Origin of the sequence: Micromonospora sp. NPDC049645 (genome assembly GCF_040675155.1) — a bacterium.
Lineage (GTDB): Bacteria > Actinomycetota > Actinomycetes > Mycobacteriales > Micromonosporaceae > Micromonospora.
Window position 1 is genome coordinate 264,209 of sequence record NZ_JBFAOI010000007.1, and the last position, 16,821, is coordinate 281,029.

Genomic DNA, 16,821 nt, shown 5'->3' on the forward strand with positions numbered 1-16,821 from the left:
CGTCTCCTTGACGGAACGTCGGACACGCACGTGTTGCGTGCCCGAAGAGGAGCGCTCCGCGCGGGGATGCGCGAATCGCCTGTCGCTTCTGGTCGCCCCGCCCGGAGAACTCCGGACACAACAAAGAGCGCCTGGGGCCACAATCCCGCCAGGCGCACACAGAGTCTCTGGTAACCAAAACTGCAACCCGGTCAACCTACCACGGTTTTCCCCGCAGCGGTCAACTTTGGGCGGAATCCTCGGGCAACTGGGCGATCATGGCGGTGAGCCCCGTCACGTCCAGCAGGTCGGCGGGCCGGACCGTCACCCCGTGCCGGACGTAGTGGAACGCCGCACCCACCCGGTCGACCGGCACGCCGGCCAGCTCCGCCCAGGCCAGCCGGTACACGGCCAGCTGCACGGCGGCCACCTCCGCCGCCGGCCCGCTGGGTTGCGCCCCGGTCTTCCAGTCCACCACGTCGAACCGACCACCCGGCCGGGCGAAGACCGCGTCCATCCGGCCCCGCACCACCACACCGGCGATCACCGTGGCGAACGGCACCTCCACCTCCACCGGTGACCGGTCGGCCCACTCGCTGGCCAGGAACCGCTCCTGAAGCTCGACCAGCGCCTCGTCGGGCGCGGCGTCGGCGTCGGCCGCGCCGGGCAGCTCGTCCAGGTCCAGCAGGCGGTCGGCGCCGAAGCGCTGCTCCAACCAGGCATGGAAGGCGGTGCCCCGACGGGCGTACGGGTTGGGTTCGGCCGGCACCGGGCGACGCAGCGTACGGGCCAGAGCCGCCGGATCGCGTCGCAACGCGACCAGCTGGGTGACGCTCATCGCCCCGGGCAGAGCCACCTCGACCGCCCCGGAGAGCCGGGTCAGCTCGGCGCGTTCGGCCAACAGCAGGTCCGCCTCGCGCCGCCAGCGCGCCACCTCCGGATCCGGCTCCGGCTCGACCGGCTCGGCCTCCGACCCGGTCGCCGCCAGCGACCCGGACAGCACCGGCCCCACCGGGCCGGGGAGCGCCGCCGCCGGGCCGTCGGCCATCAGGCGACGCACCAGCCCGGCCGCCTCGGCCAACGCCGGCCGGCGACCACCCAGCGGGTCGGCCGGCCACTCCGCGCGCAGCACCACCTCCGCCGTGGGGTTCGTCGCGTCCGGCGTCGGCTCCGGCGCCCACGCGTCGATCAGGTGCCCCGGCCCGCCGTCGAGGCAGGCGTCGTACACCTCCCGCAGGAAGACCGACGGACCGCGCGGTCGCTTCGTGCCCTCCCCCCACCAGTAACCGGAGCAGAGCAGCAGCCGGCGCGGCCGGGTGACCGCCACGTACGTCAGGCGGCGCTCCTCCCGCTCGTCGTGGGCCCGCCACGCGTCGGTGAAGTCGGTCACCGCCCGCGCCACGGCCCGTTGGTCCCCCGCCTCGTCGAGCGCCAACTCGGGCAGCCCGTCGGCGTCGCCGCGCAACGGGAACGGCAACACGCCCAACCCGCCCAACCAGTGGTCGGAGTTGCGGACCGGCCCCGGCCACAACCCGCGACTGAGCCCGGCCACCGCCACCACGTCCCACTCCAGGCCCTTGGCGGCGTGCGCGGTCACCACCTGCACCGCGCCCTCCACCACCTCGACCTCGCCCGGCGCCAGGCCACGCTCCTCGTCCTCGGCGGCGGCCAGGTAGGACAGGAAGCCGGACAGGGTCGCGCCGGGCGTCTCGCCACTGAACCGGGCCGCCACGTCGCCGAGCGCGTCCAGGTGCCCCCGGGCCAGGCCCGCGTCGCCGGCGCCGTCCCGGCCGGCCCGCACCGCGACCTCCACGTCCAGGCCGATGGTCCGCTCGATGTCCGCGATCAGGTCCGGTAGGGCCTGGTCCAGCCGGTAACGCAGCAGCGCCAACTCCCGGCCGTACGCGCGCAGCCGCGCGAAGCCCTCCGCCGAGTACGCCTGCGCCGGCCCGAGATCGGCCAACGCCTCCACCAGGGTCGCCTCGTCCAACAGGTCGGGACTGATCTCCGCGGTCTCGTCGGCGGCCACCTGACGCCGAGCGTTCGCGATCGCCCGAGCCCGTCGGTGCAACGCCACCAGGTCACGCGGCCCGATCCGCCAACGCGCGCCGGTGAGCAACCGCAGCAGCGCGGCGCCGTCGGTCGGATCGGCCAACACCCGCAGCGTGCAGACCACGTCGCGTACCTCGGGGGTGTCCAGCAGACCACCCAGCCCGACCACCTCGACCGGAAGGCCACGCTCGCGCAGCGCCGACTCGATCGCCGGGATCTGGCTGCGCACCCGGACCAGCACGGCGGTCGTCGGGCGCCGGGCCACCGGGATGTGCTCCGGGGCCGCGCCCGGCATCCCGGCCGCCCCGCGCCAGGCGGCGAGCACGCTGTCGGCGATCCAGTCGGCCTCGTCGGCGTACGTGGGCAGCAGCGCGCAGTGCACCGTGCCGCCGGCCGCGCCGCCCGGGCTGCGGTGCGGGATCGGATCCCGGACGGTCAGCGCGGAGCGCAGCTCCGGCACCCGGGCGCCCGCCGCCCGCAGCGGAGTGGACAGCGCGTTCGCCACCCGGAGGATCTCCGGGCGGTTGCGCCAGCTCGTGGTGAGCCCCAGCGCCTGGGCCGGCTGACCGTCGGCGCGGGCGAACTCGGTGGGGAACCGGTCCAATGTGCCCGCGCTGGCCCCCCGCCAGCCGTAGATCGACTGACACGGGTCACCCACCGCGGTCACCGGGTGACCGCCACCGAACAACGCGTTGAGCAACACCACCTGGGCGTGGCTGGTGTCCTGGTACTCGTCGAGCAGTACCGCCCGGAAACGGTCCCGCTCGATCTCGCCGACCCCCGGGTGATCCCGGGCCACCCGGGCCGCCCGCGCCAACTGGTCGGCGAAGTCCATCGCCTCGAAGTCCTCCTTGCGCCGGGTGTACGCCCGCACCAACGGCAGCAACCGCAACCGGGTCTGCTGGAGGGTGAGCGCCTTGCGCACGTCGGCGTACACCCGACCCGGCCGGGACTGCACCTCCGCGAAGAACCGACCGGTCCACGCCGCCAGCTGGTCCGGCGCGACCAGATGCTCGTCCAACTCCCCGGCGAGCGCCAACACCGCGTCGGTGATGGTGCTCGGCATCCGGTCCACCTCGGACATGTCGCCGTCGTAGTTGCGCACCAACAGGTCGACCAACTGCCAGCGGGACGCCTCGGTGAGCAGCCGGGTGGACGGCTCGTAGCCGGCCCGCAGCCCGTGCTCGGTGACGATCCGCCCCGCGTACGAGTGGTAGGTGGAGACGGTGGGTTCACCGGCGAGCGGATCGTCCAGCGGGTCCCTCCCCTGCCGGCCGACCCGGCGGATCAGCTGGTCCAGCCTGGTCCGGACCCGGTGCGCCAGTTCGCCGGCCGCCTTGCGGGTGAAGGTCAACCCGAGGATCTGCTCCGGCCGCACGTACGAGTTGGCCACCAGCCAGACCACCCGCGCGGCCATCGTCTCGGTCTTGCCCGACCCGGCGCCCGCGACCACCAGCAGCGGCTCCACCGGGGCGGCGATGATCGCGGCCTGCTCCCGGGTGGGCGCCGGCAACCGCAGCAGCTTGGCCAGCTCCACCGGCGTGTACCGGGGGCCGGAGTCCGCGATCCGGGGCGTCGGCGCGGGACCCGCGCCGAACAGGGTGGGCTGACTCACGGTGCCCTCTCAGTTCCTGCCTGCGGGGCTCGCAAGCTCACTCCTCGCACTCACGGATGCCCTCTCAGTTCCTGCCTGCGGGGCTCGCAAGCTCACTCCTCGCACTCACGGATGCCCTCTCAGTTCCTGCCTGCGGGGCTCGCAACCTCACTCCTCGCCCTCACGGGTGTGTCGGACGGTGGGCGGCTCGACGACCTGGCGCCCCTGCCCGGAGACCGGGCAGCTGGTGCGCACCGGGCAGACCCGGCACTTCGAGTTGGCCACCGCGGCGAACGTGGCGGCAGCCATCGTATCGGCGGTGCGCCGGACCAGCGCGGTCGCCCAGCCGGCCGCCGGCCCCTCGCTGGCCGCCGGCTGAGTCTGCTCCCGGGCGTCCTTGGCGGAGGTCCCGAGCTGCACCAGCGCGGCCCCCCCGGACTCGTCACCGAACTCGGCGAACGCCCCCGCCTCCACCGCCGCCTGGTAGGCGCCGAGCTGTGGGTGCTCGGCCAGGTCCGTCCCGGTGACAGCGGTGGACTTGCCGGTCTTCAGGTCGATCACCACGAGCCGACCGGCCTCGTCGACCTCCAGCCGGTCGACCCGACCGGTCAGGTCGACGGGCCGGTTCGGGTCGTCCAGCCGGACCGCGAACTCGTGCTCGATGGCGAGCAACCGACGCGGGTTGGTGGCCAGCCAGCGCAGCAGCTTGTCGACCATCGCCTCGGCCCGCTCCCGCTCCGGACCGGCCATCCACCGCGCCGCCAGCTCGATCGCGTCGAACCGGGCGGCCACGTAGTCGAGCAACGCGCCCCGGTCGGCGCTGGCGTCCTCGGCGAGCATCGCGGCGGCGTGCACCAGGTTGCCCACCCCCTGCGCCGTGCTGGTCGGGCCGCTGCCGCCGTGCCGTTCCAGCAGCCACCGCAGGCTGCACCGCAGTGCGCTCTCCATGGCCGACGGGGTGACCCGGACCGGGTCTCCGTCGTCGACGAGCGGCCGGTCGTCGGAGAGCGCCCGCAACCCCCACCAGTCGTCCGGGTGCGCACCTGGGACTCCGGCGGCGGCGAGCCGCGCCAGCTCGGCCGCCGCCGCGCGCCGCCGGGCCACCGGGGCAGCCGGGTCGGTGACGGCGGTACGCAACTCCGCGACCAGCGCCGGCAGGGTGAGCGCCCGGGGTGGACGGGTCACCGGCAACGCCCCTGGACGGTCCGGCTCCTCGTCACCGGTGTCACCGGCACCAGCGCCCCCGGTGTCACCCGACGACGGATCGGTGCGCGGACCGGGCGGCGGCGTGGTCGGCGGGCCGAGGGGCGGCGTGCTCGGCGGGCGGGGCGGCGCGCTCCGGCCCAGCTCGTGCAGGAACCGGCTGGGCTGCTCTTCGTGATCGTCACCGCCGACCGCGGCCGAAGCCACGGCGCTGACCAACAGCCGGTGCCGGGCCCGACTGATGGCGACGTGGAAGAGCCGGCGTTCCTCATCCAGCAACGCCGAGGTCTGACCCACCACGTTCGCCGCGGTCGCGCCGTCGACCGACCGGCCGGCCAGCACGTCGACCAGCCGCTCGGAGCCGAGCAGGCTGCCGCGCAACCGCAGGTCCGGCCAGATGCCCTCCTGCACGCCGGCCACCGCGACCAGGTCCCATTCGAGGCCCTTCGCGGCGTGCGCGGTGAGCAGGCGTACCGCCGCGCCCCGGTCGGCGGTCGGGGCGATGGTGTCGGCCGGCAGGTCCTGGGCGAGCACGTGGTCGAGGAAGACCTCGGTGCGGGCACCGGGCAGCCGGTCGGTGAAGCGGGCCGCCGCGTCGAAGAGCACCAGCACCGCGTCCAGGTCACGGTCGGCCGCCTCGGCCCGCCGTCGCCGGGACAGGTCACCCTCGCCGGCCTCCGGCCGCCCCTGGTTGATCGCTCCGGCCCAACGCTCGGCGAGACCACTGGCGTGCCAGACGGCCCAGAGCACGTCCTCGGCGGTCGCACCCGGCCGGGCGGCGGCGTCCCGAGCGGTGGCCAGCAGCCCGGCCACCGCCTGCGCCGGCTCCGCCCAGTGCCGCTCGATGCCGGCCAACTCCTCCGGATCCTGCAACGCCTCGACGATCAGCTCCCCCGAGGGACGTCGGTCACCGCCGGCCAGGGCGAGCGCGCGCAGGCCCTGCCGCAACCGCCGCTCGGCCAGCGGGTCGGCGCCGCCCAACGGCGAGTGCAGCAGCGCGACCGCCGCCTCCTCGTCGAGCCGCTCCGGCTCCAGCGCGCAGCGCAGCAGGAGCAGGAGCGGCGCGACCGCCGGTTGCAGGTGCAGCGGCAGATCCTCACCGTGCACCACGGTGGGTACGCCGGCCGCGTGCAGCGCTCGGCGCAGGGTGGGCAGTTGCAACGCGGTGGACCGCACCAGCACCGCCATCCGCGACCAGGGCACGCCGTCGAGCAGGTGGGCCGAGCGCAGCGCGTGGGCCAGCCAGGCAGCCTCGCTGGTCGCCGAGCGGAACGTGTGCACCTCGACCACGCCGGGCGGCGCGTCCGGCAGTGGGTGCAGCCGACGGTGTGCGGCCGGGCCGCGCAGCCGGCGACCCAGCCGGGCGATCGCCGCGAGCAGGCCCGGTCCGGCCCGGTACGACGTGGTCAGCAGCACCTGCGCGGCCGGCGCGCCGGAAGCCGTCCGGAAGCGGTGCGGGAACGTCGTCACTCCGGCCGGATCGGCGCCCCGGAAGGCGTACGTGGACGAATCGGGGTCGGCGAACGCGACGAGCGACGTGCCGCCGCCCGCGATGACCGAGAGCAGCTCCAGCTGGGCGGGGTCGGTGTCGGCCAACTCGTCGAGGTAGACGTGGGCGAGCCGGCGACGCTCGGCGGCAAGCAACTCCTCGTCGTCGCGCAGCAGCCCGGTGGCCGCCCGGACCAGCTCCGCCGGGTCGTACGCGATGGAGCCCCGGTTGCTGACGTCGCGCAGCGCGAGCACGGCGACGTACTCCCGGAGGAAGCGTGCGGCGGCCGGCCAGTCGGCCCGGCCGAGTCTCTCGCCCAGCCGGGCCAGGTCGACCGGGCCCACACCGCGCTCGGCGGCGCGCATCAGCAGGTCGCGCAGCTGGCTGGCGAACGCCCTGGTGCGCAGGGCGGGGCGCAGGTCGGTCGGCCAGCCGACCGGGTCGTCCTCGGGATCGTCGGGTTGCTCGCCCACCACGTCGAGCAACTCGCGGATGATCAGATCCTGCTCGGGACCGGTGAGCAGCCGGGGCGACGGTTCGCCCCGCTCGGCGGCGGCCCGGCGGAGCAACCCGAAGGCGTACGCCGGGAAGGTGCGCACCAGCGGCTCGCGCAGCACCCGGTGACCGTCCTGCGCGACCCGGGCCTCGATGCGCTGACGCAGCGCGGTGGCGCCTCGACGGCCGAAGGTCAGCACCAGGATCCGTTCGGGGTCGACCCCCTCGGCCACCCGGGCGGCGACCGCCTCGACCAACGTGGTGGTCTTGCCGGTGCCCGGGCCACCGAGCACGAGCATCGGCCCGTCGGTGTGCCCGACCACCTCGGCCTGCACCGGGTCGGCTCGCCAACCGCCGCCACCGATCGGCTCGGGTGCGGCCCCCCGCTCGGGCGCGGCCGGCCCGTCGACACCGGCCGCGGAGGCGCCGCGCCCGGCGGGCACGGAAGCGCTGGCCGGCGTCGCCCCGTCCCCCCGCGCCGGCCCACCGGGCCGCCGCACCAACCGGTACGCCTGCATCAGCTCATCCCATCAGACCCATACGACACCCACCCACCCAAACCCCACCCACACCGCTCCCCACCCAACCCCTCCCGCCCCCATCCACCCTCATCGATCATGAAGTTAGCGACGCGACACGCCGACAGCAACGTCGCTAACTTCATGATCACCGCGGCGCGGCGCGGCGGGGTGGGGTGGGGTGGGTGGGGGCGGGGTCGGGGGTTAGGTCAGGCGGGATTCCAGGGCGTTGAGGGCCTCGGGGACGGTGCTGGTCACCGTCAGGAGGTCGCGGCCGGCGGGCTTGAGGAAGGTCTGGTCGGCCAGCGCGTCGAGCCAGTCCAGCAGTGGACGGTAGAACCCGTCGGCGTCGATCAGCACCATCGGCTTGGCGTGCAGGGCGAGAGTGGCCGTGGTCCACACCTCGAACAACTCGTCCAGGGTGCCCAGCCCACCGGGCAGGGTGAGGAACGCGTCCGACTTGTCGATCATCAGGGTCTTGCGGCTGGCCATCGAGTCGGTCACCAGCAACTCGTCCGAAGCGAGGTCGGCGACCTCCAGATCGACAAGCGACTGCGGGATCACGCCCAGGGTGCGCCCGCCGGCGGATCGGGCGCCGTCCGCCACCGCGCCCATCATGCCGACGCAACCGCCACCGCTGACCAGGGTGTGGCCGCGCCGGGCCAACTCCGCGCCGGTCTCGGCGGCCAGGTCCAACCAGCGCTGATCGAGGGTACGAGAGGACGCGCAGAACACGCAGATGGCCGCCATCAGTCGCGGTCCCGAGGCTGCTCGGCGGCTCGCTCGGCGGCGGCCTGCTGATCCGCGCCGGTACGGGCGACGGCCTCCTCGCGGACCGCCTCCTGCTCGGCGGAGAGCGCGGCCTCCGCCGCGACGATGTACCGGACGGCCTCGTTGACGTCGTCGGTGAGGCAGATCAGGTCCAGGTCGACCGGCCCGATCTTGCCGGTGGCGGCCATCGTGTCGCGCAACCAGTCGAGCAGGCCCCGCCAGTAGGCGACCCCCATGAGCACCACCGGAAACCGGGTGACCTTGCCGGTCTGCACGAGGGTGAGCGCCTCGAACAACTCGTCCATGGTGCCGAACCCGCCGGGCAGCACCACGAACGCCTGGGCGTACTTGACGAACATCGTCTTACGGGCGAAGAAGTAGCGGAAGTTGATGGCGAGGTCGACCCAGTCGTTGATGCCCTGCTCGAACGGAAGCTCGATGCCGAGCCCCACGGAGATCCCACCGGCCTCGCTGGCGCCGCGGTTGGCGGCCTCCATCACCCCGGGCCCGCCTCCGGTGATCACCGCGTAGCCGGCGCGGGCCAGCGCACCGCCCAACTGCTCGGCCAGCTGACACTCGGCGCTCTCCGGTCCGCTGCGCGCGGAGCCGAAGACGCTGACCGCCGGCGGCAGGTCGGCGAGGGTGTCGAAACCCTCGACGAACTCGGCGAGGATGCGCAGCGCGCGCCAGGCGTCCTTGGTCTTCCAGTCGCCCCGCCCCCGTGAATCCAGCAGGCGCTGGTCGGCGGTGCTGCTCGGAATGGCACCTCTACGCAGCGTGACCGCACCGCGGTGCCGCTCCTGTCCGGGACTGCGACCGGCCTCCCGCCCGTTGCTGTGGCTCATGGGGCAACCGTAATGGAGCAGCACCGGCCGGGTGCGCGGGGAGCGAACGCCGAGAAATAGTTCGGGATCATGGGCAACTATTCGGCTCTCCCGTACGTCTTACTATTCACATACCGGGTATGCCCCGGCGCGCGCCTTCGGGGGAGGAGACAGCGTGATCAGCAACAGCGAGATGATCCGGATCCGTCGACAGATGCAGCGACGGATCCAAGACGTGGTGGCCGAACGCCGCCGCACCCGCCAGCAGAACCCAACGCCCGCCTCCCCCACCCCGTCCGGAGCTGATCAAGAGGTTTGCGCCGCCGACAACGGGCCCGGCTGACGCAAACCTCTTGATCACCGGAGCGGGACGCCCGGGGGCAGCGCCGGTCAGGCCGGGGCCAACCAGCGGTGCAGGGTCGCCGCGCCATCGCGGATCTTGCTGATCTCGACGTGCTCGTCGGGGTGGTGGGCGAGGTTCGGGTCCCCGGGTCCGAAGTTCAGCGCGGGGATGCCCATCGCCGCGAACCGGGCCACGTCCGTCCAGCCCAGCTTGCCGATCGGCGCGGCGCCGACCGCCGCCAGGAACTCCTTCGCCGGGGCGGCTTCCAACCCGGGGGCGGCGCCCGCCGCGGTGTCGGTCACCGTGAGTTCGAAGCCGGCGAACACCTCACGCAGGTGCGCCTCCGCCTCGGCGGGGGTGCGATCCGGGGCGAACCGATAGTTGACCTCGATCTCACAGCGGTCGGGGACCACGTTGCCGGCCACCCCGCCACTGATCCGCACCGCGTTCATGCCCTCGCGGTAGTCGCAGCCGTCGATGGTGACCCGGCGCGCCTCGTACGTCTGGAGGCGGCGCAGCACCTCGCCGGCGGCGTGGATGGCGTTCACCCCGTGCCAGGAGCGCGCCGAGTGGGCACGTACGCCGGTCGTGGTGACCACCGAACGCATGGTGCCCTGGCAGCCCGCCTCGACGATGCCGTACGTCGGCTCCAGCAGCACCGCGAAGTCCGCCTCCAACCACTCCGGGAACGCCTGGGCGACGAGGTTGAGCCCGTTGTACCGGGACTCGATCTCCTCGGCCTCGTAGAAGAAGTACGTCACGTCGTAGCGCGGCTCGGGCAGCGTCACCGCCAGGTGCAGCGCGTACGCGGTGCCGGACTTCATGTCGGAGGTGCCGCAGCCGTACATCAGGTCGCCGCGCATGGTCGACGGGAAGTTGTTGTTCAACGGCACCGTGTCGAGGTGCCCGGCCAGCACGACACGCTGCGACCGACCAAGGTCGGTGCGGGCCATCACCGTGTTGCCGTGCCGGTGGGTGGTCAGGTGCGGCACACCCCGCAGCACCTCCTCGACACAGTCGGCGATCGCCTTCTCGTTGAGGGACACGGACTCTATGTCTACCAGCGCGCGGGTCAGCTGCACCGGATCGGCGAGGACCTCGGGGGTCAGCGGGTTCTCCATGGTTCGCACGGTACCTTCAGGTCTGTCAGCGCGAGGAGCGAGCCGAGGCCAGTCCGGCCGCGACCGAGAGGTGTAACAGTGACGTCCGCAGATTCCGCCTGGGGCATCGGCCTGGCCACGGTCACCGCAGACGAGCAGGTGCTCGACACCTGGTACCCGACCGGCAAGCTGGGCCTGGGCGAGTTGCCGCTGGTCGCCGGCGAGGACAAGGCGGACGTGCTCGACCTGCCGCCGGCCGCGCTGGGTGACCGGTCCCTGCCTGGTCTGCGTACCGTGCAGGTGGTGACCGTGATCGGCTCGCTGGACGACCCGATCAAGGACGCCTCCGACGCGTACCTCCGGTTGCACCTGCTGTCGCACCGCCTGGTGCGACCCAACCAGCTCAACCTGGACGGCATCTTCGGCAAGCTGGCCAACGTGGCCTGGACCTCCGCCGGGCCGTGCCCCCCGGAACGGGTGGACGAGCTGCGGGTGATCGAGCGGGCCGCCGGCCGGCACCTGGCGGTGTACGGGGTGGACAAGTTCCCCCGGATGACCGACTACGTGGTGCCCTCCGGGGTGCGGATCGCCGACGCCGACCGGGTGCGCCTCGGCGCCCACCTGGCGGCCGGCACCACAGTGATGCACGAGGGCTTCGTGAACTTCAACGCCGGCACCGTCGGCACCTCGATGGTCGAGGGGCGGATCGTGCAGGGCGTGCTGGTCGGTGACGGCTCCGACATCGGCGGTGGGGCCTCCATCATGGGCACCCTCTCCGGCGGCGGCACCGACAAGATCAGCATCGGCGAGCGGAGCCTGGTCGGCGCGAACGCCGGCGTCGGCATCTCGCTCGGCGACGACTGCGTGGTCGAGGCCGGCTGCTACATCACCGCCGCGTCGAAGATCACCCTTCCGGACGGCCGGGTGGTCAAGGCCCGGGAGCTGTCCGGCGTCGACGGCCTGCTGTTCTGGCGCAACTCGGTCACCGGCGGGCTGGAGGCCCGCCCGCGCACCGGCCGGGGCATCGAACTGAACGCCGCCCTGCACGCCAACGACTGACGCACCCGCCGGGTCCGCGGCGCTCGGCCGCGGACCCGACGGGGGTACGCCTCAGCGCAACCGGTACGCCTGGATGATCCGTTGGGTCACCGTGTTGCCGGCGGCGTCCCAGGCGGTGGCCCGCAGGGACGCGTGACCGGGCCCGGCGGGATGCCGGACGGTGGCCGTCCAACCGTGCCCGCCGTGCCGCACCCGGGCGGGTTGCCAGCTGCGGCCTCCGTCGTAGGAGACGTCCACGGTCAGTTTGGTCACCCGTGACTCGGCCGCCCCGGGTTGCCGTCGCACCTGCACGGGGATGACCAGGCTCCGGCCGGCGGCAGCGGCGTTGTCCCCGTTCACCGCAGGGGTGAACCGGATGGCCGACACCGGCAGCGCGTGGTAGTCGTCGCCGGCCACGCGGCGGGACCGGAACGTCCACGCCGTGCTGACCTCGGTGCTGAGGTCGGTGAAGCTCCGCTTCGACGACACCTCAAGTCGGTAGCCGGCGTTGCCGGGCGGCACCGTGAACTGCCCGAAGCCCGCCTCCGACGACTCGCCGACCAGCTTGCCCTCGCGGTAGAGGGCGGTCCGGGCCGAGTCGTGGACCGAACCGCCGGCGTGCCCCTGGGCGTCTCCGTGGAGCGGAACGTCCACCTGGATGTCGTCACCCAATCGGGTGACTCCCTGGCCGGGCCAGCGCGGCGTCGGGAACGACGGACCGTACGGGGCGCTGTTCCAGCTTTCCCGGGTGTGCCGGCCGGGCCGGTACGCCGTGGGGTCGGCGCTCAGCGCCGCCTTCCCGTCGAGCCATCCCTCCTCGGTGGGGACCCCGAACATCGTTTCCGAGGACCACCGCACGCCGCGGGTGTTGTAGTGCTCGACCCGCTGCCCGGGCACTGTGGTGGGCAGATTGACCGCCCAGCCACCCAGGTCGGGTTCGAGGTGCGGGAAGACCACCCGGTCCGCGACCAGGCCCGGGTAGCCGCCCCGGAACTGGTGCGTGACGCTCGCCAACTCCCGGCTCCGGTAGGTCTTCTCGAAGCCGGTCGGCATCCGGCCGGGGAAGCTTTCGGCCAGCGCGTACAGGTAGGGGCTGACGGCCACCTCCGGTTGGGCCCACTGACTGGCGACCGTCGCGACGAACCGTTCGGTGGACACCGCCCGGCCGAGGTGCCCGGTGGCCAACCCGGAGAAGTCGGGCGAGACGACCCCGAACCCGTAGTACCTACCCTCGTCACCGAGGAAGATCGCGCCGACGTCCACCACCGCCGGTACGGCCGAGCGTTCCGGGACGGCCACCCGCAGCGGCCGGGCCTTCCGGGCGTCGACGGTGACCGCCGTGTCGGCGTCGACGACCAGCTCCGGTTGGGCCAGCTGGGCGAGCCCGTCCTCGGCGAAGACGAGGCTGACCAGCCCGTAGCGGCCCTTCGGCACCCGGATGTCGTCGGTGCCGTCCGGGTCGTACAGCTCGTAGCTGGCGAAGGTCTCCAGATCGACCAGCACCGTGATGTGTTCGGCGGCGGCCGTCCCGGCGGCGTCCAGGTGGCGCACCGCGACCTGGTAGCTCTCCACCTCCCGGTCGACCGCCAGCGGGGTGACCGCCACGGTCGCCCCGGAACGGGCCACGATGCGTCCGGTCCAGTAACCGTCGGTGCCGAGTCGGGTGTCCGCGCTGACCGTGGTGCCGGCGGTACCGCCGGCCGGCACGGTGACCTGGGCCGCCGCCAGGGTGAACAGGCCGGCGGGGGCCGGCTGGCCGGCCGGTCCGGTCGCCTCCAGGGTCAGGTTCAGGGTGATCGGGTCGGGGCCGTCGTTGCGCCAGCCGACCGCCCGGGTGACCGGGGTGTCGTCCCCGTGTGGCCAGGCCGGCTGTCCGAAGGAGACGCTGACCGGGTCGCTGACCACCCGCTGTGTGATCGCCCGGGCCACGTCGACCCGGCCGGCGCCCTGCTGGAAGGAGGTCTGCTCGGGGTGCGGCTTCGCCGAGGCCATCAGGGTCGCCTTGAGCTGGGCCGCCGCCCAGCCGGTGTGCTGCTGGGCGATCAGCGCGACCGCGCCGGTGACGTGCGGCGCGGCCATCGACGTGCCGGAGAGCGCGACGTACTTCTCCCCCACCGGTTCGCCGAGCAGCGTGCCGTCCCCTCGGGCCGCCACGATGTCCACTCCCGGCGCGGTGATGTCCGGCTTCAGTCCGCCGTCGCCCACCCGGGGACCTCGGCTGGAGAACTCGGCCAGCGCGTCGTCGCGGTCCACCGCGCCCACCGACAGCGCGGCGTCCGCCGTGCTCGGCGAGCCGACCGACCCGTCGACGCCGTCGTTGCCGGCGGAGATCACGAAGAGCGCGCCGGTCTGCGCGGTCAGCGACTCGACGGCCGCCTCCAGCGGGTCGACCTCCGCGGTGTCCCTACCAGTCAGGCTCATGTTGATCACGTCGGCGTGCTGGTCGGCGGCGGCCCACTGCATGCCGGCCAGGATCGCGGACTCCGTGCAGCCCTGGCTCTCACAGACCTTGCCGTTGAGCAGAGTGGCGTCCGGGGCGACGCCCCGGAACCTGCCACCCGAGGCGGCGCCGCTGCCGGCGATGATCGAGGCGACGTGGGTGCCGTGACCGACCGTGTCACCGCCGTCGGCGTCCTCGGTGAAGTTGTGCGACGCGGCGACCCGGCCGGCCAGGTCGGGGTGGCCGGTGTCGATGCCGGTGTCCAGCACCGCGACACGGACGCCCCGGCCGGTGAACCCGGCCTGATGCGCGGCCGGCGCGCCGATCTGCGGCACACTGTGCTCCAGGGTGACCTGGCGGCGGCCGTCGAGCCAGATCCGGTGGGCGCCGCCCGCCGCGCCGGCCCGGGCGCTCGCGCCGGTGAGCGCCGCCCAGACCGTTGCGGCCCGCTGCTTGTCCGCGGTGGCGGCCACTGCGCCGATCGCGGGCAACTGGGCGGTGACGGTCAGCCCCGCAGCCACCGTGGCACGACGACGAGCACCCGCATCGCCGGCCACCAGCACCGGCAGGTTGTCCCGGTGGGCGTCGTCGTAACCGGCGTTGATCAGCCCGGTCACGTCGAACAGTCGCCGGTCGACCCGTCCGGAGCGGACCAGCGGTAGCGCGTCCTGCGGCAGCACGGTGAGCTGACCACGGTCGCGGGTGGTGACGAACCGCAGCCGGGCGCGACCGGGGCCGGGTCGAACCGAGGCGGACCCGGACGCGGTGAGGGTGACCCGGTCACCGGTGAGCAGGGTGACCGTCTTCGTGAGGGCGGTCCGGGCCGTCGACGTGCCGGCACCGGACTTCGTGGTGGCGGCGGGGACGGCGTCGCCGGGTCTGCTGGCCAGGGCGACGGTCGGCGCGCCCAGTACGAGGGCTGCTATCGCGATGGCGGCGGTGGACATGCGGCTGCGTCGATGCAACGGAACCTCCTGCGTGGAGCGTCGACAGCTACGAGAGGTGCATTGACCTCCGTCAGTGTTGCATACTCGGTATGCAAAAAAGGGGTCGAGAATATGACGGACCTGCCAACCCCGGACGGAATCGGCGGGCATCATCGACCGGGTGACCTCCATGAAGGACCGGATGCTCGCCGGCGAGCCGTACCTCGCCGACGATCCGGAGATCATCAGCGACCTGGACCGCGCCGCCCGGCTGATGGAACGCTTCAACACCAGCGCCGCGGCCGACCCGCAGGCCCGCCTCGCGGCGCTGCGCGACCTCCTCGGCGAACTGGGTGAGGGCACCTGGGTTCGCCCACCGTTCTACTGCGACTACGGCTGGCAGATCCGCATCGGGCCACGCAGCTTCGTCAACTACCACGCCGTCTTTCTCGACGTCGCCACCATCACCATCGGTGCCGACGTCCAGATCGGACCGAACGTGCAGCTGCTCACGCCGACCCATCCGGTGGAGCCCGGCCCGCGCCGCGACAAGTGGGAGGCGGCCAAACCGATCACCATCGGCGACAACGTGTGGCTCGGCGGCGGCGCCATCGTGCTGGCCGGCGTGACGATCGGCCCGAACACCGTCGTCGGCGCCGGCGCGGTGGTCACCCGGGACCTGCCCGCCAACGTGGTGGCGGTCGGCAACCCGGCCCGGCCGGTCCGGGAACTCGACTAGCTAACAGGGAGCCGGCGGCTCCGGCAGTCGGACCACCAAATCGGCCCGGTCGGCGGTGGGGGTGATCAGGGCGGCATTCGCTTCGTCGCTGCCCAACGCCCACGCCCGCGCCTGCTCCGGCGACCGACCGTACGCCTCGTGCCGGGCGGTCAGCCGGCGCTGCCGTACCTCGGCGTCCAGGTCGAGAAACCACGCCTCGTGCAGCAGCGACCGGATCTCCTGCCAGGGCGGATCCGGCAACAGCAGATAGTTGCCCTCGGTCACCACCAGCCGGACCGACGGCAGCACCTCGATCGCCCCGGCCACCGGCTCCTCCAGCTCCCGGCGGAACTCCGGCGCGTAGACCGCCGTCGGCTCCAACCGGTGCAACCGGCGCAGCAGCGACACGTACCCGTTGGCGTCGAAGGTGTCCGACGCACCCTTACGGTCGGCGCGGCCCAGGCGGACCAGCTGCGACTGCGCCAGGTGGAAACCGTCCATCGGCACCAGCCGGGCGACCGACCCGACCTCGGCCACGATCCGCTCCGCCAGACTGGACTTCCCGGCGCCCGGCGCACCGGCGATGCCGAGCAGTTGTCGCGGACCAGCCTCGGCCAGCACCAACGCTCGCGAGATCAGCTCGTCGACGGAGAGCACCTGGGCCGGCGGCATCAGCCCAGAACCGGGTCGCTGATGGTGAACCGCGCCTGCACCGCCGCCTGCACCGTCTGCGGCTGTGGGTCCAGCTCCAGCTCCGGCGGGCCACCACCCGCGCCGCCGCCCCCGGCGAACGCCGCACGGGCGAACATCGGCCGGTCGGCGGGCCCCGCGTCGGCCAGCTCGATCAACGAGGTGACCTGGGCGCCAAGCGCCTCCGCGTACTCCCGGGCCCGCAGCAACGCGTCACTGATCGCGGCGTGCCGGGCCGCGCGATGGGCCGGGCTGTCCGGACGAAGCTCCCACCACGGGCCGGACACCTCGACCTGATCCTGGTCGGCCAGCCGGAGCATCAGCTCACCCAGGGCGGTGAAGTCGGTGACGGTGACGGTGGTGGTGACACTGCCGTGCCAGGCGACCACCCGTTCACCCGAACGGCGGGTCTCCGGCCGCACCCGCAGGTCGCCGGTCTCCCGCCGCGCCACCGTCGACCCGGCGCCGTCGAGCAGCACCCGGATCGCGGCGGCCCGCTCGGCCAACCGGGTCAGCGTCGCCTCCCGGTCCCGGTCGCGGGCTGTCGCGGTGACCGCGAACCGGGCCAGCTCGGGCGGCACCTCCCGGTACGCCTCGCCGCGCACCTGCACCACCGGACTGTCCACCGCCATGCCCCTCAG

General features: G+C 73.4%; 11 protein-coding genes. 3 read left to right on the forward strand and 8 right to left on the reverse strand.

Annotated features, from left to right (window positions below; all coding sequences use genetic code 11):
• Positions 1-220 precede the first annotated feature (220 nt).
• The 4 genes from AB0J33_RS18600 to AB0J33_RS18615 form a co-directional block, all read right to left on the reverse strand.
• Positions 221-3,646 (reverse strand): ATP-dependent DNA helicase, encoded by a 3,426-nt coding sequence (locus AB0J33_RS18600; protein ID WP_363615051.1) that lies wholly within the window; start codon positions 3,644-3,646, stop codon positions 221-223.
• Positions 3,647-3,793: 147 nt separating this feature from the next.
• Complete coding sequence (locus AB0J33_RS18605; protein WP_363615053.1) at positions 3,794-7,330, reverse strand: ATP-dependent DNA helicase; 3,537 nt, start codon at positions 7,328-7,330, stop codon at positions 3,794-3,796.
• Between the two features lie 204 nt (positions 7,331-7,534).
• On the reverse strand, positions 7,535-8,080 hold the full coding sequence (locus AB0J33_RS18610; protein ID WP_363615055.1) for a TIGR00730 family Rossman fold protein: 546 nt from the start codon (positions 8,078-8,080) through the stop codon (positions 7,535-7,537).
• The gene (locus AB0J33_RS18615) at positions 8,080-8,946 is read right to left on the reverse strand and encodes a TIGR00730 family Rossman fold protein (protein WP_363615058.1); all 867 of its coding nucleotides are present in this window, start codon (positions 8,944-8,946) and stop codon (positions 8,080-8,082) included. Before AB0J33_RS18615 ends, AB0J33_RS18610 begins: the two co-directional genes overlap by 1 nt.
• Before the next feature lie 154 nt (positions 8,947-9,100).
• Here AB0J33_RS18615 and AB0J33_RS18620 point away from each other — a divergent pair, with 154 nt between their 5' ends.
• Positions 9,101-9,268, forward strand: a complete 168-nt coding sequence (locus tag AB0J33_RS18620) for a hypothetical protein (RefSeq protein WP_363615060.1) — start codon at positions 9,101-9,103, stop codon at positions 9,266-9,268.
• Between the two features lie 47 nt (positions 9,269-9,315).
• On the opposite strand, the gene dapE is transcribed toward AB0J33_RS18620, so the two are convergent.
• A complete protein-coding gene (gene dapE / locus AB0J33_RS18625) occupies positions 9,316-10,389 on the reverse strand; it encodes a succinyl-diaminopimelate desuccinylase (protein WP_363615062.1) in 1,074 nt (357 codons plus the stop codon).
• A 78-nt stretch (positions 10,390-10,467) separates the two neighbouring features.
• Between dapE and dapD the strand changes: the two genes are divergently transcribed.
• Positions 10,468-11,427 (forward strand): 2,3,4,5-tetrahydropyridine-2,6-dicarboxylate N-succinyltransferase, encoded by a 960-nt coding sequence (dapD, locus tag AB0J33_RS18630; protein WP_091406183.1) that lies wholly within the window; start codon positions 10,468-10,470, stop codon positions 11,425-11,427.
• A gap of 51 nt (positions 11,428-11,478) precedes the next feature.
• Here dapD and AB0J33_RS18635 read toward each other — a convergent pair whose 3' ends face one another.
• Positions 11,479-14,793, reverse strand: a complete 3,315-nt coding sequence (locus AB0J33_RS18635) for a S8 family serine peptidase (protein ID WP_363615215.1) — start codon at positions 14,791-14,793, stop codon at positions 11,479-11,481.
• A gap of 160 nt (positions 14,794-14,953) precedes the next feature.
• Between AB0J33_RS18635 and AB0J33_RS18640 the strand changes: the two genes are divergently transcribed.
• Positions 14,954-15,511 (forward strand): sugar O-acetyltransferase, encoded by a 558-nt coding sequence (locus AB0J33_RS18640; RefSeq protein WP_363615065.1) that lies wholly within the window; start codon positions 14,954-14,956, stop codon positions 15,509-15,511.
• Here the strand turns inward: AB0J33_RS18640 and AB0J33_RS18645 are convergent, their stop codons facing one another.
• The gene (locus AB0J33_RS18645) at positions 15,512-16,162 is read right to left on the reverse strand and encodes a nucleoside/nucleotide kinase family protein (RefSeq protein WP_363615067.1); all 651 of its coding nucleotides are present in this window, start codon (positions 16,160-16,162) and stop codon (positions 15,512-15,514) included.
• Entirely contained in the window at positions 16,162-16,812 is a 651-nt protein-coding gene (locus AB0J33_RS18650) for an SIMPL domain-containing protein (protein WP_363615069.1), read from the reverse strand. Before AB0J33_RS18650 ends, AB0J33_RS18645 begins: the two co-directional genes overlap by 1 nt.
• Between the last annotated feature and the right edge of the window lie 9 nt (positions 16,813-16,821).